The organism is Reyranella soli (assembly GCF_007992495.1).
Classification (GTDB): Bacteria; Pseudomonadota; Alphaproteobacteria; order Reyranellales; family Reyranellaceae; genus Reyranella; species Reyranella soli.
This window is the reverse complement of the sequence record NZ_BKAJ01000113.1, coordinates 1-20,525: the sequence shown is the minus strand read 5'-3', so window position 1 is coordinate 20,525 and position 20,525 is coordinate 1. Positions and strand designations below refer to the sequence as shown.

Annotated in this window: 16 protein-coding genes; all 16 read left to right on the top strand. The window is 65.8% G+C overall.

Annotated features, from left to right (window positions below; genetic code table 11):
- Nucleotide 1: 1 nt before the first annotated feature.
- On the top strand, nucleotides 2-1,471 hold the full coding sequence (locus RSO01_RS30210; protein WP_147154285.1) for an XrtA system polysaccharide chain length determinant: 1,470 nt from the start codon (nucleotides 2-4) through the stop codon (nucleotides 1,469-1,471).
- Nucleotides 1,468-2,454 (top strand): P-loop NTPase family protein, encoded by a 987-nt coding sequence (locus RSO01_RS30205; RefSeq protein WP_147154284.1) that lies wholly within the window; start codon nucleotides 1,468-1,470, stop codon nucleotides 2,452-2,454. The genes RSO01_RS30210 and RSO01_RS30205 overlap by 4 nt, the downstream gene beginning before the upstream one ends.
- Nucleotides 2,444-4,219, top strand: coding sequence for a TIGR03016 family PEP-CTERM system-associated outer membrane protein (locus RSO01_RS30200; protein ID WP_170303458.1), 1,776 nt, complete (start codon nucleotides 2,444-2,446; stop codon nucleotides 4,217-4,219). Before RSO01_RS30205 ends, RSO01_RS30200 begins: the two co-directional genes overlap by 11 nt.
- Before the next feature lie 9 nt (nucleotides 4,220-4,228).
- Nucleotides 4,229-5,209 (top strand): ExeA family protein, encoded by a 981-nt coding sequence (locus RSO01_RS30195; protein ID WP_147154282.1) that lies wholly within the window; start codon nucleotides 4,229-4,231, stop codon nucleotides 5,207-5,209.
- Complete coding sequence (locus RSO01_RS30190) at nucleotides 5,206-6,072, top strand: XrtA system polysaccharide deacetylase (RefSeq protein WP_147154281.1); 867 nt, start codon at nucleotides 5,206-5,208, stop codon at nucleotides 6,070-6,072. The genes RSO01_RS30195 and RSO01_RS30190 overlap by 4 nt, the downstream gene beginning before the upstream one ends.
- Before the next feature lies 1 nt (nucleotide 6,073).
- Complete coding sequence (locus RSO01_RS30185) at nucleotides 6,074-7,120, top strand: FemAB family XrtA/PEP-CTERM system-associated protein (RefSeq protein ID WP_147154280.1); 1,047 nt, start codon at nucleotides 6,074-6,076, stop codon at nucleotides 7,118-7,120.
- Between the two features lie 4 nt (nucleotides 7,121-7,124).
- Nucleotides 7,125-8,345, top strand: a complete 1,221-nt coding sequence (locus RSO01_RS30180) for a TIGR03087 family PEP-CTERM/XrtA system glycosyltransferase (protein WP_147154279.1) — start codon at nucleotides 7,125-7,127, stop codon at nucleotides 8,343-8,345.
- Nucleotides 8,346-8,574: 229 nt separating this feature from the next.
- Nucleotides 8,575-9,087, top strand: a complete 513-nt coding sequence (locus tag RSO01_RS30175) for an acyltransferase (protein ID WP_147154301.1) — start codon at nucleotides 8,575-8,577, stop codon at nucleotides 9,085-9,087.
- A complete protein-coding gene (locus RSO01_RS30170; protein WP_147154278.1) occupies nucleotides 9,084-10,109 on the top strand; it encodes a Gfo/Idh/MocA family protein in 1,026 nt (341 codons plus the stop codon). The genes RSO01_RS30175 and RSO01_RS30170 overlap by 4 nt, the downstream gene beginning before the upstream one ends.
- The gene (locus RSO01_RS30165) at nucleotides 10,106-11,230 is read left to right on the top strand and encodes a DegT/DnrJ/EryC1/StrS family aminotransferase (RefSeq protein ID WP_147154277.1); all 1,125 of its coding nucleotides are present in this window, start codon (nucleotides 10,106-10,108) and stop codon (nucleotides 11,228-11,230) included. Before RSO01_RS30170 ends, RSO01_RS30165 begins: the two co-directional genes overlap by 4 nt.
- Nucleotides 11,220-12,227 carry an NAD-dependent epimerase/dehydratase family protein gene (locus tag RSO01_RS30160; RefSeq protein WP_147154276.1) on the top strand — a complete coding sequence of 336 codons (1,008 nt, stop codon included), beginning with the start codon at nucleotides 11,220-11,222 and terminating at the stop codon, nucleotides 12,225-12,227. Before RSO01_RS30165 ends, RSO01_RS30160 begins: the two co-directional genes overlap by 11 nt.
- Complete coding sequence (locus tag RSO01_RS30155; protein WP_147154275.1) at nucleotides 12,224-13,363, top strand: DegT/DnrJ/EryC1/StrS family aminotransferase; 1,140 nt, start codon at nucleotides 12,224-12,226, stop codon at nucleotides 13,361-13,363. Before RSO01_RS30160 ends, RSO01_RS30155 begins: the two co-directional genes overlap by 4 nt.
- Entirely contained in the window at nucleotides 13,360-14,061 is a 702-nt protein-coding gene (locus RSO01_RS30150) for an acetyltransferase (RefSeq protein WP_147154274.1), read from the top strand. The genes RSO01_RS30155 and RSO01_RS30150 overlap by 4 nt, the downstream gene beginning before the upstream one ends.
- Before the next feature lie 15 nt (nucleotides 14,062-14,076).
- Nucleotides 14,077-15,156 carry an NAD-dependent epimerase gene (locus RSO01_RS30145; RefSeq protein ID WP_147154273.1) on the top strand — a complete coding sequence of 360 codons (1,080 nt, stop codon included), beginning with the start codon at nucleotides 14,077-14,079 and terminating at the stop codon, nucleotides 15,154-15,156.
- A 12-nt stretch (nucleotides 15,157-15,168) separates the two neighbouring features.
- Nucleotides 15,169-16,392, top strand: a complete 1,224-nt coding sequence (locus RSO01_RS30140) for a GTP-binding protein (RefSeq protein ID WP_147154272.1) — start codon at nucleotides 15,169-15,171, stop codon at nucleotides 16,390-16,392.
- 629 nt (nucleotides 16,393-17,021) lie between these two features.
- A partial coding sequence (locus RSO01_RS30135) for a N,N-dimethylformamidase beta subunit family domain-containing protein (protein ID WP_147154271.1) occupies nucleotides 17,022-20,525 on the top strand: 3,504 nt, incomplete at its 3' end.

Here is a 20,525-nt window from a genome sequence, read left to right as displayed (position 1 = left end):
AGTGACTGCCATTGACCTCCTCCGCCGCTACTCCGCCTCGGCCTGGCGGCACCGCTGGAAGGCCGTGGCGCTGATCTGGCTGGTGGCGCTGATCGGCTGGACCGGCGTGCGTATGCTGCCTGACCGCTACGTCTCCACCGCGCGCATTTATGCCGACGCCGACGCTGTGCTCGGCATGCTGCTGCGCGGCATCGCCATGGACAATTCCCCTGCCGCGCAGGTCGAGGTGCTTCAGCGTACCTTGGTTAGTCGCCCCAACCTCGAAAGGCTGGTGGACCGCTCCGCGCTCTCCCAACGCATCGCCGCCGGCGCGGACCGCGAGAAGACCATCGATACGCTGGCCCGCGACCTCCGCTTCGGCAGCCAAGCGCGCAACCTGTTCACCGTTGAGTATGTCGACAGCGATCCGATCGTCGCGCATGGCGTGGTACAGCAGGTTGTGGACCTGTTCCTCGAACTGGCCAGCGGCTCGGACCGCCGCCAAATGGGGAATGCCCGCGCCTTCCTGCTGCAGCAGCTTGCCGCGTATGAGCAGCAGCTGCGCGAAGCAGAGCGGCGCCGCGCGGAGTTCACCTCGCGCTACCAGGATTTGCTCGCCCTGAACGGCAGCGTCTCGCGGCTCGATGCCGTGCGCGCACGTATCGAGGCAATGCGCGGCGAATTGTCGGATAAGATCGGCCTCCGCGCCCTCCTACAGCAACAGATCGACGCTACGCCCGAGGTGGCGGCCCCAGCCGGAGCCTCCGCCGCCGACGCGGAGCAGCGCCTGATGATCCTGCGCCAGCGTTACACCGAGCAGCACCCGGATGTGGCCGCGGCGCGCGCCGCGGTTGCGGCTGCCCGCGCAGTTGGCGCCAACCGCACGGCCGCTGGCACGACGCGCGCCAATCCAGTGCGCGAGCAGCTGCTGGTGCGCATCGTTGATACCGACTCCCAGATTGCCTCGCTGGAACGCCAACTGCGCGACCTGGAGGCGCAGAGTAACCGACTGGAGGAAATGGCGCGCAACGCGCCCGAGGTACAGGCGCAATTCGCCAATCTCGATCGCGACTATAACATCATCCGTCGCAACTACGAGGAGTTGCTGGCCCGCCGCGAGTCAGTGAATATCGCCGAAGCCGCGCGCACAGGCAGCGACCGCGTGACGCTCGAAGTGGTTGATCCGCCGACCATGCCGACCATTCCAACCAGTCCCAAGCGCCTGCTGCTGGCGGCTGGAGTGCTGCTGGCGGCACTCGGTGCGGGCGGCGCGCTGCTTTTCCTCCAAGTGCAGCTCGACACCAGCTTTTATACGCTGCGCGAGCTGCGCGGCATCGGCCTGCCGGTGCTCGGCGCCTTCTCCGCCCCGTCGCGCGGCCGGCTGCGCAGGGCGGACGTCGTGCTCCTCTTCCTCTGCCTGCTGCCGCTTCCCCTCGGACTCGTCGTTACGGCCATTGGGCCACTCAACCTCGTGGCAAGGTTCGCCGTATGAGCGCCTCCATCCCTCGGCGTTCCCATCTGGTCGAGCGGGCGGCCGATGCGGCCCGCATCGCTATGGCGGACGATGGGCGCCGCCATCTCGTCGAACGGGCGGCCGACGCGGCCCGCATCGCCATAGCGGACGACGCATCCCTCGCCCGTGCGTCGCGGCCGCCTCTGGCACCGGTCGAGGTGATCCCCGCGGTAGTGGAGACGGTAGTGGCGCCGCCTCCCCACAGCCAGGGCGCCAGTCTGCTCGGCCACAACGAGCTCGCCCCGGTCACCCGCGCGCTTCTGCGGCGCGCTGGCTTGGTCGACAAGGCGGGCTCCGCTCGGGAGGAGATCGCGCTGGTTCGCGAGCAGGTGCTGCGCAGCGTCGAAGCCACGCCTCCGGCCGAGGGGCGGCAGGCGCGGCTGGTGATGATCACCAGCACCCATAGCGGCGAGGGCAAGTCCTTCGTCGCGCTTAACCTCGCTGCGAGCATCGCCGAGGGCGCGCATCGCCCCGTAATCCTGGTGGATGCCGAACGGAGCGCCGGCTCGCTCACCGCCCTTCTCGGCCTGGGCAGCGCGCCGGGACTCGCGCAGTTGCGCGACACGGGCGGCCCCGACCCCGCGGGCTTGCTGCGGCGCACCGAAGTCCCCGGCCTGTTAGTCCTGCCGTATGGCATGGCCGGGCCTTCCGGCTCGCAGGGCAGTGCCATGGCGGCGGCACTGCTTCATCTCAGCGGGCGGCTTTCGGACCATATCGTCGTCCTTGACACACCGGCCTGCCTGGAATCCAGTATCGCCGGCTTGCTCGCTTCCGCGGCCGGTCAGATTGCGCTAGTGGTGGAGGCGGAACGCACGAAGCGAGCGGAGATGGAAGCGGCCCTCGACATCCTCGATGCCTGCCCGACGTTGCAACTCCTCCTGAATCGCTTGGCACTGGGGGTCAGTGACCGATTCAGAGGGCCCGCCTCGCGCGCGGGGGATGTGGCGGTCGGTGCCCATTAAGCTTGGCGCTGCCCTCCTGGCCAGCGTGGTGGTCGCGTTGCCCGCCGCCGCGCAGATCGCCCCGCCAGCGGGTGGCACGATACCTGTTGTCACAGGCGACAGCGCGCCGCCGACGCCGGCCGTTCCCGGCGACAGCACCGTCACACCGCCTGCCACGCCTGCCCTGGAGTCTCCCGCACTCGGCCCGCTGAGCGCCCCCGACACTCCGATCAACCGTCCCTTCCTAGGCGGTGCGCTGCCAGGCTTTGCGAACACAGCACCGGGCCTTGGAGTCGCCGGCGTCGGCACACCCTTCGAGCTGGGCAATCGGCCTTACGCCATTCGGCCCTCGATCGGCGTCGAGGTCCTGGCCACTGACAATGTGTTTCAGACATCCGATGCCCGTGGTGACATCGTCACCACCATCGCGCCGAGCCTCGAAGCGGCGATCGCTACGACGCGCCTGACCGGCACACTGCGCTATATGCCGGCACTGCGCCTCTACGCCACCTATTCCAACCAAGATGGTGTAGATCAGGTCGGCGACGGGCGGCTCCTCGCGGCGCTGGTTCCCGGGCTCTTCTATGTAGACGTGCGCGGGGCGGCGAGTGTGCTGCCAAGCTTCGCCGGTTTCATCCCGGGCAGCGGGCAGCTTGTCGCCGGGAGCGACACCATGCAAACCTACACTGCGCAGGTCACGCCCTTTCTCGTGCAACGTTTCGGAAGCGCTGCGACGGTGCAGGCCGGCTATTCTTTCCAGTATTCCTCGCAAAACTTTACCAATTTCAGCCAAGGCAGCCCGGAATTCAGCCTGAACAGCCCGGGCTCGGCCGAAAATTACACGGCGCATCGCGGCTTTGCGGTGTTGCGCAGCGGTGAGGATTTCGGCCGGTTGGCGCTGCAGGCGCGTGTCGACGGCACCAAGTATGTCGGCAACGGCATCTATGACGACTCGCACCGCTTCATCACCGCACTCGAGACACGCTACGCCATTCTGCGTAGCGTCGCCCTCCTTGGCGAGATCGGCTATGAGAACCAGGAATACTCGGGCACTAGCCCGTTCAGTATAAGCGATGCGATCTGGTCGGTTGGACTGCGACTGACGCCGGGGCCCGATTCCATCGTGGTTATCAAATATGGTCGACAAAACGGCTTCAATTCCTTTTATCTGAATGCGGGCACGGCCCTCGGCGTGCGGACAACTCTCTTCGCCACCTACAGGGAAACTCTCGCCACGACACTCACTCAGGCCCAGGACCTGCTGGCCACCACCACCGTGGATGCGCTCGGCAATCCGGTGGACAGCCAGTCTGGCGCCCCGGTCGTGCTGATCAATCCCTTTCTCGGCTTGTCCGACACGCTCTACCGCATGCGCATCGGCACGGCGTCGCTGCGCCATCACTGGCCGCGCGATGTCCTCACGCTTTCCGGCACCTGGCAGAGTCAGGATCCCATGACTTCTGCCAACAACGCCGTACCCGCCATCTCCAACCGCGGAACCTATGCGACGTTAAGCTGGGGGCACGAGTTCTCGCCGCGCACCACCGGCGTGGCGACGGCGCAGTATGGGCACGTCTTCGAGCAACCTGGCTTCGGGCAATCCGGCTTCGGGCAACCTGCCCAGGGTGACTCGGACACCTATGCTCTGTCGGCGACGCTGATCCACCAGCTGAACGATAAGCTCACCGGCAGCATACAGGTCGCCTGGACCAACAACACCTCTTCGGTAGTGAACCAGGGCTACTCGCAGGGCGTCATCCGCGCCAGCTTGCGCCGAACCTTCTGAGGCAGCGCCATGAATCTCGACGTGTATGGATTTCACGAGCAGCCCTTCCGGATGACGCCGGATGTGCGGCTGTTCTTCCCCAGCACGGCGCACAGTCGCGCCTATGCGCATCTGCTTTACGGCCTGTCGCAGCGCGAGGGCTTCGTTGTTGTCACCGGCGAGGTGGGCGCCGGCAAGACCACCCTGATTGAACGGCTCTGCGCCGAATTCTCCACCAAGGGCCATGCCATGGCGCGGGTGATGACGACACAGGTCGAGCCCGCGGAGCTACTGCGCCTCGTCGCCATCGCCTTCGGCGCCCCGGCCGACGGCGGTAAGGCGGAGCTGCTGCAGGGCATCATCGCCACGCTGCGCCGCGGCGTTGCTGAAAGGGGCCGGCGGCAGATCCTCATCGTGGACGAGGCGCAGGCTCTGCCGGTCGCCTCGCTTGAGGAGCTGCGCATGCTTTCCAACGTGACCGAGGGCGCGCATGCGCTGCTGCAGGTGCTGCTGCTAGGTCAGCCGCAGCTGCGCCATACCCTGGCGCGGCCAGATCTCGACCAGCTCCGTCAACGTGTCCTCGCCGCCTATCACCTCGCCGCCCTGACGCGGGAGGAGACGCATCTCTACGTCCGGCACCGCATGACTTCGGTGGGCTGGACCGGCTATCCCGCCTTGGAGGAGAAGGCGCTTGACCTGGTGCACGAGCATTCCGGCGGCATCCCGCGCCGGATCAACCGGCTCTGCACGCGGGTGCTGCTGGCTGGGGCACTGGAACATGCCACGGTGCTGACCGCCGAACTGGTCAGCATCACCGCCGAAGAGCTAACGCAGGATCTTGGCGCGATCTGTGCTAAGGCTCCGGCACCCCATGGCGCGGAGGACGGCACCGCGTTGCGTGCGCTTACCGAGCGCGTAGGCCAGCTGGAACGCGGCGTGGCGCCCCGCGAACGCAGGGGGCGCCTGCAGAAGCTGTGGACTCAGTTCGCCACGCTGGGCGGCCGCGCATGAGCTCGCTTCGCAATGCCATGTCCGTCGACGTGGAAGACTGGTTCCAGGTCCAGGCCTTCACCAGCGTCATCTCGCGCGACAGCTGGGAAGCGCGCGAGCGACGCGTGGAGACGAACACCCATCGCGTGCTCGACCTCTTCGCCGCCGCCGACGTGTGCGCCACCTTCTTTACCCTGGGCTGGGTGGCCGAACGACATCCAGCGCTGATCCGCCGTATCGTCGCTGAGGGCCATGAGCTGGCAAGCCACGGCCATGGCCACGAACAGGTGAATGCCATCGGCGAGGCCGCATTCCGTGCCGACATCCGCCGCGCCCGAGCCATCCTGCAGGATACCGGCGGCGTACCGGTGATCGGCTATCGCGCTCCCACCTTCTCGATCAGTGCGAGGCACACTCCCTGGGCGCATGCGGTGCTGGCGGAGGAAGGCTACCGCTACTCCTCCTCGGTTTTCCCCGTACGCCACGACCTCTATGGCGATCCCGATGCGCCGCGCCGGCCGCACCGGCCGCGCCCGGACGGCGTCGCGGAGATCCCGATGACGACGGTGCGCGCCTTCGGGCGCAGCTTGCCCTGCGCAGGGGGCGGCTGGTTCCGCCTGCTGCCCTACGGGCTGACGCGCAGCGGGCTGCGCCGCGTTAATACCACCGAAGGCCAGCCCGGTGTCTTCTACTTCCATCCCTGGGAGATCGACCCCGCTCAGCCGCGCGCCGAGGGGGCCGGGCGTCTTTCGCGTTTCCGCCACTATGTCGGGCTGCGCGAGATGGAAGCGCGGTTGGTGCGGCTCCTGCGCGACTTTCGCTGGGGCCGTATGGACGAGGTGTTCGGCGCCGCAATCGGCGCGCCGCATCTCGAGGCGGCCTGACATGTCGGTCCGCATCCGCCCCCTCGACGAGACCAACGCTATCGCTTGGGATGCCTTCGTGCGCGCCCTGCCGGAAGGTAGCTTCTTCCACCTTTCAGCCTGGGCGAAGGTGATTGCCCAGAGTTTCGGCCACGCCACCCACTACGCGCTGGCTGAACAGGATGGCGCCGTGGTCGGCGTGCTGCCGCTCGTGCGCATGAAGACTCTGCTGTTCGGCGACCTGCTCGCCTCCACGCCCTACTGTGTCTACGGCGGCGGGCTGGCCGCCACGTCGGAGGGTGCCGACGCGCTAAACGAGTATGCCTTCGAGCTGCAGGCGAAGCTCCGTACGCCCTGCCTCGAATATCGCCGCTTCGGCGCCGCCGATCCGGGCTGGGTGGAACGGCCGGCGCTTTACTACACCTTCCGCAAGCCGATCGCCGCCCTCACCGGCGATGACGCCAAGGATATGGCCGCCAACATTCCGCGCAAGCAGCGCGCCGAGGTGCGCAAAGCTTCCAAGCGGGGCCTCGAGATCCACACCAACCGCGACGTCGATGCGCTTTTCCGCGTCTATGCGGAAAGCGTGCGCAACCTCGGCAGCCCGGTCTTCCCCAAGCGGTATTTCCGCGCGCTGCTCGAGGCCTTCCCCGAGGAGTCCGATGTAACCACGGTCCTGCATAACGGCCAGGCGGTCGCCTCGGTGCTCTCCTTCCACTACAAGCAGGAAGTATTGCCCTATTACGGCGGCGGCACGCGGGAAGCGCGCGGCCTCGCCGCCGCCGATGTGATGTACTGGGAGGTGATGCGTCGCGCTGCGCGGGACCGCGGCGCCACGATGTTCGATTTCGGTCGCAGCAAGGCCGATACCGGCGCCTTCGCCTTCAAGAAGAATTGGGGCTTCGAGCCGGAGCAACTGCACTACTGCTATCGTCTCGCACCGGGCGCGAAGGTGCCGGACAACAACCCGAACAATCCGAAATTCCGCTACTTCATTTCGGCCTGGAAGCGGCTGCCTTTGCCCGTGGCCAACGCGATCGGCCCGCATCTGGTGCGCGGGCTGGGCTGAGCACGTGGGCAAGCCGCGGCTTTTATTCCTCGCTCATCGTATCCCCTATCCGCCGGACAAGGGGGAGAAGATCCGCGCTTGGCACATGCTGGAGCATCTGGCGCGGGACTGGGTGGTGGATCTCGGCTGCCTCGTGGACGATCCGGCGGACGCCCAGCATTTGCCAGTGCTGCGGGGCTGCTGCGCAGCGGTCTATGCCGCGCCGGTCACGCGCAACGGGCGCATTGCGCGCACCCTGTTTGGCACGCGGCCCGGAGAGCCGCTGAGCCTCGCCTGGTTCCGCGAGCCCGGTCTCGCGCGCTGGGTGCGCGCCGGCCTCGGCGCTCAGCGCTACGATGCGGTGCTGGTCTATTCCTCGGCAATGGCGACCTATGTACCGCCGGGGCCCGGCGGGCCGCTGCGCATCCTCGACATGGTCGATGTGGATTCCGAGAAATGGCGCGCCTACGCCGCCTCGGCCGGCGGGCCGAAACGGTTGGTCTGGGCGCGGGAGGCGCGCACCCTGCTGGCCTTCGAGCGCCGGGCCGCGGCGCAATTCGATCGCACCTTGCTTGTCTCGGCGCAGGAGGCACAGACCCTCGCCGCACTCGCGCCCGAGGTGGCGTCCCGTATTGACTGGGTGGAGAACGGCGTCGATGTCGAGCGCTTTGACCCGAAATACGATTGGCCCGACCCTTTCGCCGCCGCATCGCCCGCCATCATCTTCACCGGCACCATGGACTACCGGCCGAATATCGAGGCGGTGAGCTTTTTCGCCACCGAAGTGATGCCGCGTTTGGTGTCGCTCTTGCCGGCACCGCATTTCCACATCGTTGGCGCCAGTCCATCGCCTGCCGTGCGGGCCCTGGCCGAACTGCCGCGCGTACACGTCACCGGCGGCGTGCCGGATATGCGGCCCTATTTGGCCCATGCGGCGGTGGCGGTGGCGCCGCTCCGCATCGCGCGCGGCATCCAGAACAAGGTACTTGAGGCGATGGCCATGGCGCGCCCCGTGGTCGCCTCGCCGGAAGCGCATGAGGGCGTGCGGGCCGTTGCTGGGCGCGACCTGCTGGTGGCGGATGGTGCAGAAGCGATGGCGGCGGCGGTGACGCGGGTGCTGGCCGGCAGGACGCCAGATCTGGGCGCCGCGGCGCGCACCGCCGTGCTGGCGGGGCATGACTGGAAGGCCACACTGAAACGGCTGGACGACATCCTGGATGCGGCCGCACGAATGAAGGCCGCGTGAAGCCGGAATCGAGATGAAGGGTCTTCGGCCACCCTGGCGCCCCTTGGGTTGCGCTTAGCCTTGGTTTCTCGTTCGCCCCCCCGGTCGACACCCTCAGCCTCCGCAATGTGATCGTCCTCCCGATCGGGTTCCCGAGCGGCACTGCATGCGCTCCAAGCCTGGACTGGACTTTGGTCTTACCTCCATTGCCCGATTGCGACAGAGCCGGCAAACACAGATGTTCCGGGCAATGGCTCTCCGAAACGTCCAGCTTGGTACCGAGACGGTCCTCACCCACCCGGATCTCGTAAATCTGTACGGGTGTTCAATCGGCGATGGAACGAAGATCGGCCCCTTCGTCGAGATCCAGAAGAACAGCCACGTCGGCGCTCGCTGCAAGATCTCCTCCCATACTTTCATCTGCGAAGGCGTGACGATCGACAACGAAGTCTTCATCGGCCACGGCGTGATGTTTACCAACGAGCTCTTCCCCCGCGCCTGCACGCCGGAAGGAGGACTCAAGACGGAGGCCGACTGGTCGGTGGTGCCGACGCGCATCCGCCACGGTGCCTCGATCGGTTCAAATGCCACCATCATCTGCGGCATCACAGTCGGGCGCTTCGCGCTCGTCGGCGCAGGGGCGGTGGCGACGCGCGACGTGCCCGACTACGCCATCGTGGCCGGCGTTCCGGCCAAGGTGGTCGGCGATGTTCGCAATCGTGAAGACTTTCCCACCCCGGCAACAGGAATGGCGGCGCAATGATCGGAATTGGAGTCATCGGCTACGGCTATTGGGGGCCGAACCTCGCGCGCAGCGTCGCCGAGACGGAAGGTTGCCGCCTTGCAGGCATTGCCGATTTCTCGGCTGCTGCACTGGCGCGCGCTGGCAAGCGCTATCCAGGCCTCGCGCTGCATCAGGACCCTCGCGCGCTGATCGACGACCCCGCCGTCGATGCCGTGCTGATCGCCACTCCGGTCGCGACGCATCACGACCTGGCCGCTGCCGCGCTACGCGCCGGCAAGCATGTCATCGTCGAGAAGCCGATCGCTGACTCGTCGGACGATGCGCGCCGACTGATCGAGGAGGCGACGCGACGCAACCTCACCCTGATGGTGGATCACACCTTCGTCTATACCAGCGCGGTGCAGAAGATCGGCGAGATCATCCGCTCCGGAGACCTCGGCGATGTCTACTACTATGACAGCACGCGTGTGAATCTCGGCCTGTTCCAGCACGATGTAAACGTGATCTGGGACCTCGCCGTGCACGATCTCTCGGTGCTCGACTACCTGCTGCAGGAAAAGCCCACCGCGGTCTCGGCCAGCGGCGCAAGGCACATCCGCGGGCGGCAGGAGAACATGGCCCATCTCAGCCTGTTCTATCCCTCGGGCACCGTTGCCTATCTCAACGTCAACTGGCTCGCGCCGGTGAAGGTGCGTCAGACGTTGGTCGGCGGCAGTCGCAAGATGATCGTCTGGAACGACCTCGAGCCCACCGAAAAGATCAAGGTCTATGACCGCGGTGTTACCTGCGGCGAGGGCCCCGAGCAGCTCGCCGCGCGCATCTCCTATCGCAGTGGCGACATGTGGGCGCCGCAGCTCTCGGTGAAGGAGGCGTTGCTTACTGAAATTGAGCATTTCGTCGACTGTGTGACCCACGGGCGGGAGCCGATCACCTCCGGGCGCTGCGGTCTGACCGTCGTCGAGACGCTCGAAGCCGCCATGCTGTCGCTGCGGCAGCGCGGCCAGCCCATCGACATTTCTCCAAAAAGGATGGCTTCATGATTCCGCTTCTCGACCTTCGCGCTCAGTACGCCGGCATCAAGTCCGAACTCGACGCCGCCGTGCTCGAGACGCTGGCGAGCGGCGCCTATGTTTCCGGTCCGAAGGTCGATGCCTTCGAGAAATCCTTCGCCACCTACACTGGCGCCAAGGAAGCCGTGGCGCTGAATTCCGGCACCTCCGCGCTCCATCTCGCGCTGCTCGCGCTTGGCATCGGCCCGGGGGACGAGGTGATTGCGCCCTCGATGACCTTCGTCGCCACGGTCGCGGCCATCCGCTATGCCGGCGCGACGCCAGTGCTGGTCGATGCCGATCCGCTCACCTGGAACATCGACCCGGCAGGCATCGCGCGCGCGATCACGTCGCGCACCAAAGCCATTATCCCCGTCCATCTGCACGGCCGCATGGCCGACATGGACGCCATCATGGCGATCGCCGAGCAGCATGGCCTGCCGGTCATCGAGGACGCCGCCCAGGCACATGGCGCGACCTGGAAGGGCAGGTGCGCAGGCACGATTGGCGCGATCGGCTGCTTCAGCTTCTACCCCGGCAAGAACCTCGGCGCCTGCGGCGAAGGCGGCGGCGCCGTCACCAACGATGCCACCCTCGCCGCTCGGATGCGCAAGCTGCGCGATTGGGGGCAAGAGGGCCGCTACAACCATGTCGAGCACGCCTTCAACTACCGCATGGACGGAATCCAGGGCGCGATCCTGTCGGTGAAGCTCGCGCATCTGCCGCGCTGGACGGAGCGCCGGCGCGAGGTCGCAGCCCTCTACGATACGCTGCTCGCCGAGCTTCCCGTGCAATTGCCAGCCAAGCCCAAAGCGTTGGAGCACGTCTACCACGTCTATGCACTGCGCCATCCGGACCGCGACAGGCTCGCGCACGGCCTCGCAGAAGCCGGCGTCGCGACGGGCCTCCACTATCCACGCCCCGTGCATCTGCAGCCAGCCTATGCCGACCTCGGCAGCGGGCCCGGCAGCTTCCCTGTGGCCGAGGCCCTCGCCACCGAATTCCTCTCCTTGCCCATCTTCCCCGAACTCAGCCCCGAGCAGCAGCGCCACATTGCCGGTGCACTGCGTGGCCTCCTCGTTCCTAACCCGGTGACCAGTCATGCCGCGTGAAACCCTCGACCCTCAGGGCATGCTTGCCGGCACCACCTGCCTCGTCACCGGCGGCGCAGGCTTCGTCGGTTCGCATATCGTCGAACTGCTTCTGGACGCCGGTGCGGCCGAGGTTCGCGTCATCGACAATATGGTGCGTGGGCGGCGCGACAACCTTGCTCGTGCGCTCGCCAGCAACCGGGTGCGCCTGATAGAGGGCGATATCCGGGACACGGCGACAATGAAGTCGCTCGTCGCTGGATGCGATACCGTCTTCCACCAGGCCGCGCTACGCATCACGCAATGCGCACAGGAACCAAGCGCCGCCTTCGAGGTGATGGTCGCGGCGACCTATGACCTCGTGGAACTGTGCCTCGCCGAGAACATCCGAAAGTTGGTCGCCGCCTCCACCGCCTCGGTCTATGGCATGGCGGACCAGTTCCCCACCACCGAGGCACAGCATCCCTATAACAACCGCACCCTCTACGGCGCGGCCAAGACCTTCAACGAGGGGCTCTACCGCTCGTTCAACGACATGCACGGGCTGAACTACGTAGCGCTGCGCTACTTCAACGTCTATGGCCCTCGCATGGACATCCACGGCCGTTACACCGAGGTGCTGGTGCGTTGGATGGAACGCCTCGCGCGCGGCGAGCCGCCGATCATCTTCGGCGACGGCCTGCAGACCATGGACATGGTCCATGTACGCGACGTGGCGCGTGCCAACATTCTCTCGGCCGTCGCACCGGCCAGTGACGTCGCTCTGAATGTCGGCAGCGGAACGGAGACCTCGCTGCTCGACCTCGCTCGCCTCCTTTGCCACGTCATGGGCCAGCCGCAGCTCGTACCGGTGCACCAAGAGGCCCGCGCAGTGAACCCTGTACCGAAGCGCCTCGCCGATGTCTCGAAGGCGCGCGAGCTGATCAACTTCAAGGCGACGCATGCCCTCGAGGAGGGCATTGCCGAGTTGGTCGGCTGGTGGCGTTCCGAGACCGCGCTCACCGGAGTCGCTGCATGATCCCCATCACGAAGCCCCTCATCGGCGAAGAGGAAGCCCTCGCTGCGGCCGAGGTCGTGCGTTCGGGCTGGCTGACGCAAGGCGCCCGCGTCTCGCGCTTCGAGGAAGAATTCGCTGCAATCACCGGCGCATCCCACGCCTGCGCCGTGTCCAACTGTACCACCGCGCTGCATCTCGCTCTGCTCGCCGTCGGCGTGGTCCCGGGTGACGAGGTCATCACCGTCAGCCACACCTTCATTGCCTGCGCCAATGCCATACACCAGTGCGGCGCGACACCGGTCTTCATCGACATCGAGCCGGTCGGCTATGGCATGGATGCCGCGCTGATCGCTGCGGCCATCACTCCGAAGACGCGCGCCATCCTCTGCGTGCACCAGATCGGAACACCCTGCGACATGGATGCGATCATGGCAGTCGCACGGGCCCACGGGCTCAAGGTGGTCGAGGACGCAGCCTGCGCTTTGGGATCCGAGATGCAATTTGGCGGATCGTGGCGGCGCGTCGGCGATCCGGCGGGTGATGTTGCCTGCTTTTCGCTGCATCCGCGCAAAGTCGTCACCGTCGGCGACGGCGGCATGCTAACGACACAGGATGCCGCGCTCGACGCGCGTTTCCGCCTTTTACGCCAGCATGGCATGACGGTGCCGGATACAGTGCGCCATGGTAGCCCGCAGGTGATCTTCGAATCCTACGACGCCGTGGCGTTCAACTACCGCCTGACTGACATCCAGGCGGCGGTCGGCATCGAACAGCTCAAGCGCCTGCCGGAAATCGTTTCGCGCCGCCGCACCTTGGCCGAGCGCTACCGCGAACGTATCGCGACCGAGACGCCCGAGGTGGCGGCACCTGTAGAGCCGAACCGCGTCCGCACCAACTGGCAGTCCTACGCGGTGCACCTGCCGGACGGGGTGGACCAGCGCGAGGTGATGCAATCCATGCTCGACCGCGGCGTCGCCACGCGCCGCGGCATCATGTGCATCCACCGCGAGAAGCCATATGCAGAAACGGCACGTTTCCCACTGCCTGTCTCGGAAGACGCGCAGGACCGCACAATCCTGCTGCCGCTCTACCCGCAGATGACGGAGGCCGAGCAGGATCAGGTCGTCGGCGCGCTGAAAACCGCGGTGCAGCCTTGAACCGCCGGCGTGTCGTTATCCTCGGCGCGTCGGGCAATGCGCTCGACATTCTCGACATCATCGATGCACTCGGCGCGCCCTGGAAGGTCGCCGGCGTGCTGGATGACAAACACGGAAAGGGCAGCAAGTTTACCGGCCTGCCCATCGTCGGCTCGTTGGCTGAGGCTGCTGCGCTGGCCGACACTGTCTTTATCAACGGCATTGCCAGCGAACGCACCCATCGCCGCAAGCTCGACATCATCGCCGGAACCGGCCTCAAAGCTGCGCGCTTCGTCACGCTGATCCATCCCCTTGCAGCGGTGTCGACCCGTGCCGAGATCGGCAACGGCAGCTGCATTGGGCCTGGCTGCGCCATCGCGGGTCAGGTGGAGATTGGCGCCCATGCCTGGCTTGGCAGCCGTGCCGTGATTGGCCACGACTGCGTTCTGGGTGCCGGCGTAACCGTGGCGCCTTCCGCGACGCTGGGCGGCAGCGTGACGCTCGGAGCACAAGCGTATGTCGGCTCCGGCGCAATGCTGCGCCCCGGCATCACTGTCGGAGAGGGCGCCCTGATCGGCATGGGCGCGGTAGTGCTGCGGGATGTGCCGGCTGGGATGGTTGTTGTCGGCAATCCGGCACGGCCGCTTGTGCGGCCAACCGCGCAGTACGGCCAGATGCTTGGTGGTCGCGCTGCCGCCAGCGCCCTGTCGCAAGCATAAACGGCTGTTCCGCTAGTGCCCGCGTCTCCCATCCTCGTTACCGGCGCCGCTGGATTCATTGGCTACCATGTCGCGCGCCGGCTGTTGCGGGACGGTCGCAAGGTCGTCGGGCTGGACAATCTCAACGCCTACTACGACCCAGCCCTGAAAGAAGCGCGTCTGGCAGAGCTGGCAGCGCACTCTACCTTTCGGTTTGCCCGGCTGAATCTGGCCGATCGCGAGGGCATGGCGGCGCTCTTTGCTGGGAACCGCTTCCCCCTTGTGATCCATCTCGGGGCTCAGGCAGGCGTACGGCATTCTCTCGTTGATCCTCATGCCTATGTGGACTCCAACCTCGTCGGCTTCGCCAACATCCTGGAAGGATGCAGGCACAATGGCTGCCGACATCTGCTGTATGCCTCATCCTCGTCGGTGTTCGGTGCCAACACGCACCAGCCGTTTTCGGTTCACGACAACGTCGATCATCCTCTGAACCTCTACGGCGCCACCAAGAAGGCAAACGAATTGATGGCGCATTCTTACGCGCACCTGTTTGGCCTGCCGACGACGGGATTGCGCTTCTTTACCGTCTACGGCCCCTGGGGCAGGCCGGACATGGCAATGTGGTTGTTTGCCGATGCCATAACCAACGGGCGCCCGATCCAGCTCTTCAACCATGGACACATGCGACGCGACTTCACCTATGTCGACGACGTCGTGGAGTCGATTGTCCGACTGGTCGGCCGTACGCCTCGAGCCGATCCGAACTGGACCGGCGACAAGCCCGACCCCGCTTCGAGCGCAGCCCCCTGGCGCATCTACAACGTTGGAAACCACAGTCCGGTCGAGTTGCTCGAAGTTGTCCGCTTGCTTGAAGAGGCCATCGGCACCAAGGCCAAGTGCGAGTACTTGCCGATGCAGCCGGGCGATGTCCCGGCGACCTATGCCGATGTCGACGACTTGGCGCGCGAGGTCGATTTCAAGCCAGCGACCTCGATTGCCGAGGGCATCGACCGGTTCGTCCAATGGTTCCAAGCCTATCATCGCACGTCGACCGCAGTCTCCCTTCGGCGACCCGACGCCTTTGGCAAACAACCAGATGCCACTTCTCCGTGATGGGTGAGAGCCATGCCGACCAGACTGCCTGTCACCGTCCTGTCCGGCTTCCTCGGCGCCGGTAAGACGACACTCCTCACCCATGCGCTCCGCAACCGCGAGGGGATGCGGATCGCCGTCATCGTCAACGATATGTCCGAGGTGAACATCGACGCCCAGCGCGTGGGCTCCGAGGGCCCCCAGGTCCTGCACCGAGACGAAACCCTGGTCGAAATGACCAATGGTTGCATCTGCTGCACACTCCGCGGCGATCTCCTGACCGAGGTGCGCCGCCTCGCCGCCGACGGCCGCTTCGACTACCTGCTCGTCGAGTCGACCGGCATCTCCGAGCCGCTGCCTGTCGCCGCCACCTTCGACTTCCGCGACGAGACCGGCGTCAGCCTTTCCGACGTCGCCCGGCTCGACACGATGCTCACCGTGGTCGACGTCGCCAACCTCACGCGCAACTTCGCCAGCCACGACTTCCTCCGCGACCGCGGCGAGAAGCGCGACGCCGAGGACCAGCGTACCCTAGTCGAGCTTCTCGTCGACCAGATAGAGTTCGCCGACGTTATCGTCCTCAACAAGGTCACCACCGCAGGCCCGGAGCGGTTGGCCGATGCCCGCCGCATCATCCGCAGCCTCAACCCCGGCGCACGGGTCATCGAGACCGACTTCAGCGACGTCCCGCTGACCAACGTGTTCGACACCGGCCTGTTCGACTTCGAGAAGGCTCGCACGCGCCCGCTCTGGGTCCAGGAGCTGAACGGCTCCGCGAACCACATCCCCGAGGCAGAGCAATACGGCATCGAATCGTTCGTCTGGCGCGCTCGCCTACCATTCGATGCCCGCCGGATCCACGCCGTCCTCGCCGGCGCCATGCCTGGCGTCCTTCGCGCCAAGGGCTGGTTCTGGGTCGAGACCGATCCCAACCTCATTTTCGAGTACAGTGTCGCCGGCGGTCTGACCGACACCCGTCCCCTCGGCCGCTGGTGGGCGGCAATTCCACAGAAGGACTGGCCGACCGAAAGCGAGGCCGTCGCCCGAATCCACGGGAACTGGCGGGCGCCGTTCGGCGATCGTCGGCAAGAGCTGGTCTTCATCGGAACCGGCATGGATCGCGCGGTGCTTACGGCGGCACTTGAACGGTGTCTTGTCTCACGTCCACGGTTGCGTTTCGTTCCGAGGCACAGCTTTCAGCGCAAAATTGTCGCTGCAGGCGACGCGCATATCGGCGAAAACCGCGATTCCAGCTGACACGAATCAACCGAGAGTCTCGCTTACCATCCCCTATCGGTCACGCGCCGTGATCGGCGGCATCCTGCAGATTGCCTCGACCCCTTACGCCAGGGGGGTGATCGTGGATTGAGGCGGTCATGGCTGTGTCGGCGGTGGGGTTTCGCCCGGCGATCGCCTTACATCGATCTCATTGGCCTGGCGAGAATCCCGGATCTCCGGCTCGAGAGGCCTGACCCTGATTGCCACGCCCCTTGTCAGGCCGTGCCTGTGCCCGCCGTCGCACTCGACCTTCTTCACTCATTCAGCGTCTGCGGCGTTCAGCCAATTTTGCTTGCTATCGAGACGAGCGCTGACCATCGCGCCGCATGCTCACACTCATGACCGCCTACGGATTTCAGGCGGAGCTGTTCCTGCGTTGCTTGTCATGGCTCGACCTTCTCGAGTTGGAGCTCCGTCAAACCGGGGCGGGCTCAAGGGGGTTACCCCGAATGACCGCACGGCTCAGGATTTCACGCATGGATTGCGCAAGGCAAACTGCCCCTTGTGCGCGAGGTGAGTGAGGGGCGGCGGCGGAGGCAGGAGATCCTGCAGTCGCTGTTGAATCATTCGAATCTATCCCCTCACCAATGCGTGTTTGCGAGGGGTACATGAACGAGATTATCCAAGAGAATGCGATTGTCGAAGGTCGTGCCGATGAGTCGTACTGGAACGTACCCCACAGCACGGAGATCGAAGGCTTCACCACAGACATGAGCGTCAACGCCGGCACGCGCGTTGACTTCAAGATCAACGTAAACGGCGGCGCGGGCAGCGACTACATCGTCGAGATCTTCCGCCTTGGCTACTACGGCGGTAGCGGTGCCCGCGAGGTTGCCCAGTGGACGAACACCAACGCCAAGGTCCAGCCGAACGCGCTCGTCAACGCCTCAACCGGCACGGTCGACGCCGGCAACTGGTCGGTGACCGACGGTTGGAACGTGCCGGCCGACGCCGTTTCCGGCGTCTACCTAGCCCGCCTGCAGCGCCTTGATTCGAACGGCGACCCGATCGACGGAGCTGTCAACCAGATCCCCTTCGTCGTGCGCAACGACGGCGAGAGCCACGACATCGTCCTGCAGACCTCCGACACGACTTGGCAGGCCTACAATGCCTGGGGCGGCAACAACGGCGTGGTCGGCGCCAATCTTTACGGAGACCAAAACGGCAGCATCAACTGGGACCCTATCCCAGGGGCCGGTAACTTCTCTCAAGATCGCGCCTACGCGGTCAGCTACAATCGCCCCTTCATTACGGATGACGGCACCGGCGCGGCCTCTGGCGCGCAGGACTATCTGTTCGGCGCCGACTATTCGGCGATCTACTGGCTCGAGAAGCAAGGGTACGACGTCTCCTACATCTCTGGCGTCGACACCGATCGGCTCGGGGCCGACTACCTCAAGAACTACAAGTCATTCATCTCGGTTGGCCACGACGAATACTGGTCGGGCGACCAGCGCGCGAATGTCGAAGAAGCGCGCGATTCTGGCGTCAACCTGCTCTTCTGGAGCGGCAACGAAGTCTACTGGAAGACGCGCTGGGAGGTCGCCTACAGCGCCGACGGCACGGCTTACCGCACGCTCGTCTGCTACAAGGAGACGCTTGCGGTCGCCGATCCCAACGCCGGCCCGGCGGACTACTACAACCTAGACCCGAGTGACATCTGGACCGGAACGTGGATGGACACGCGCTTCCATGGTAACCCGCAGGCCGGCGGCGGTAACCTCCAGGATGTGGACCCGATCACCGGCCTCAACCCGGCCTGCCACTGCGGCCAGAACCAGCTGACCGGCCAGCTGTTCGGCCCCGATGGCGCCGGCCAGTTTGGCGGTGCCCTCGATGTGCCGTCGAACTATGCCACCCTGCGGGTCTGGCGCGACACCACCATCGCCAACGGCGGCCAACTCGACATTGCCCCGGGAATCCTCGGCTACGAGTGGGACACCTCGCCCGACGACAACCAGCGTCCCGCCGGCCTCATCAAGCTGTCCGAGACGACGCTGTCGTGGAATGCAATCCTGACCGACCAGGGCAACAACACTGCCCCAGGTGTCGCGACGCACAACCTGTCGCTTTATCGCACCGCGAGTGGCTCGCTGGTCTTTGGTGCTGGCACCACCTTCTGGACCTGGGGACTCAGCGACGAGCATGACAGCTCACCCTACGGTGCCAACATCGAGAACGTCGACATCCAGCAGTTCACGATCAACATGTTCGCGGACATGGGAATCCAGCCGGGGGTCGCTGACGCCTTCCTGATCTCGCAAGGGCTGAAGCGCGCCAGCGCGTCGACCGACACCACCGCCGCGGTGGCTTCGATCAACGACTTGCCCGACACTGTCGAGGCATTGTCGCCGGTGATGATCACCGGCACGGCGACCGACATTGATGGCAACCCGTTGACGACCGACGGCAAGGTAGCTGCGGTCGAGGTATCCGTCGACGGCGGCACCACCTGGAAGGTTGCGAGCTCCGCCGACAATTGGGCCACCTGGAGCTTCTACTGGTATCCGACGAAGCAGGGCACCGTCACGATCGAGGCCCGGGCAATCGACGACAGCCTGAACGTCTACAACATTACTCCGGACATCGAGGTCGTCACGGTTACGCCGTCGAGCGCCTTCAGCGCCTTCGGCGGCAAAACGCCGGGCTCTCCGGTCCTGACCAACGACGCGACGACGATCGAGCTCGGCATGCGCTTCGCCGTCGACCGCGCCGGGAGCGTGACCGAGCTCAGGTACTGGCGCGGCAGTGGCGACGCCAACGACACCGACGTGCGCGAGGGCCATCTCTGGCGCGCCGACGGTACCCTGCTCGCCACGGTGATCTTCACCTCGGGCCTGGGCCAGACCGGCTGGCAGGTTGCCACCCTGTCGTCGCCCGTGACCCTGACGGCGGGGACGCAATATATCGTTTCGTATCGCACCAACGACAATTACGTGTCGACGAACAACTATTTCGTGGATGCGAATGACGTCGCCTTCGACGGTCTCAACAACGATTCCTTCTGGGGGTCCGGCGGCGTCGTGCGCGTCGTCCAGGACGGGGCCGGCGGCAACAATGGCGTCTACCACTACGGCGGCGGCACTGCAGTCATGCCGTCGGATTCGTACAACGGCGCCAACTACTGGGTCGACATCACCTTCGACGCCCTCAATGCGCCGGTGAACTCGCCCCCGGTCATTACGTCGGCCGCGGCACTGGCCTCGCCAGAGAACCGGCTGATCGCCGGCACGATCACCGCGACCGACGCCAACGTCGATCCGCTCACCTACGCGATCGTCGGCGGAGCCGACGCCGCGCGCTTCACCATCAACGCCTCGACCGGCGTGCTGAGCTTCGTGGCGGCGCCTGACTACGAGGCCCCAGCCGACGCGGGCGCCAACAACGTCTACGACCTGATCGTCAGCGTCAGCGACGGCATCGCGCCGGCGGTGACCCAGGCGATCACCGTCACCGTCACCGACCGGGCCGAGAACGGCATTACCGGCTCAAGCGTCTTCGCCTCGACCGACGCGCCGACGACGACCGAGACGACCGACCCGACCGACTACGAGCTCGGCATGAGGTTCACGGCGAACGCCGTGGGCACCATCACCGAGCTGCGCTACTTCCGCGGCGCGGCAGACGCCAACGACACCGACACGCGCGTCCTGAATCTGTGGAGCGCCGCAGGCGTCCTGCTGGGGTCCGTCACCGTGACCTCCGCCGCGGGCGAATCGGGCTGGCAGGTCGGCACCCTCTCGGCGCCGATCGCGATCCAAGCCGGCTCGACCTACGTCGTGTCCTACGGCACCACGCAGAACTACGCCGCCACTAGCAACTACTTCACCGCCGCCCACAGCGGACCCGACGGTGTGCTGACCGCCGGCGTTTCCGCCGGCGTCTTCGCCGACGGCACGCCCGGCGTCTTTCCAAACGCCAGCTACAACAACTCGAATTATTGGGTCGACGTCACGTTCGTCCCCGCCTCCGCCAACAACAGCGCGCCGGTCATCACCTCGGGTACCACCTTCACCTCGCCCGAGAACCGCTCGCTCGTCACCACCATCACCGCAACCGACGCCAACGCCAACCCGCTCACCTACGCGATCGCCGGCGGGGCCGACGCCGCC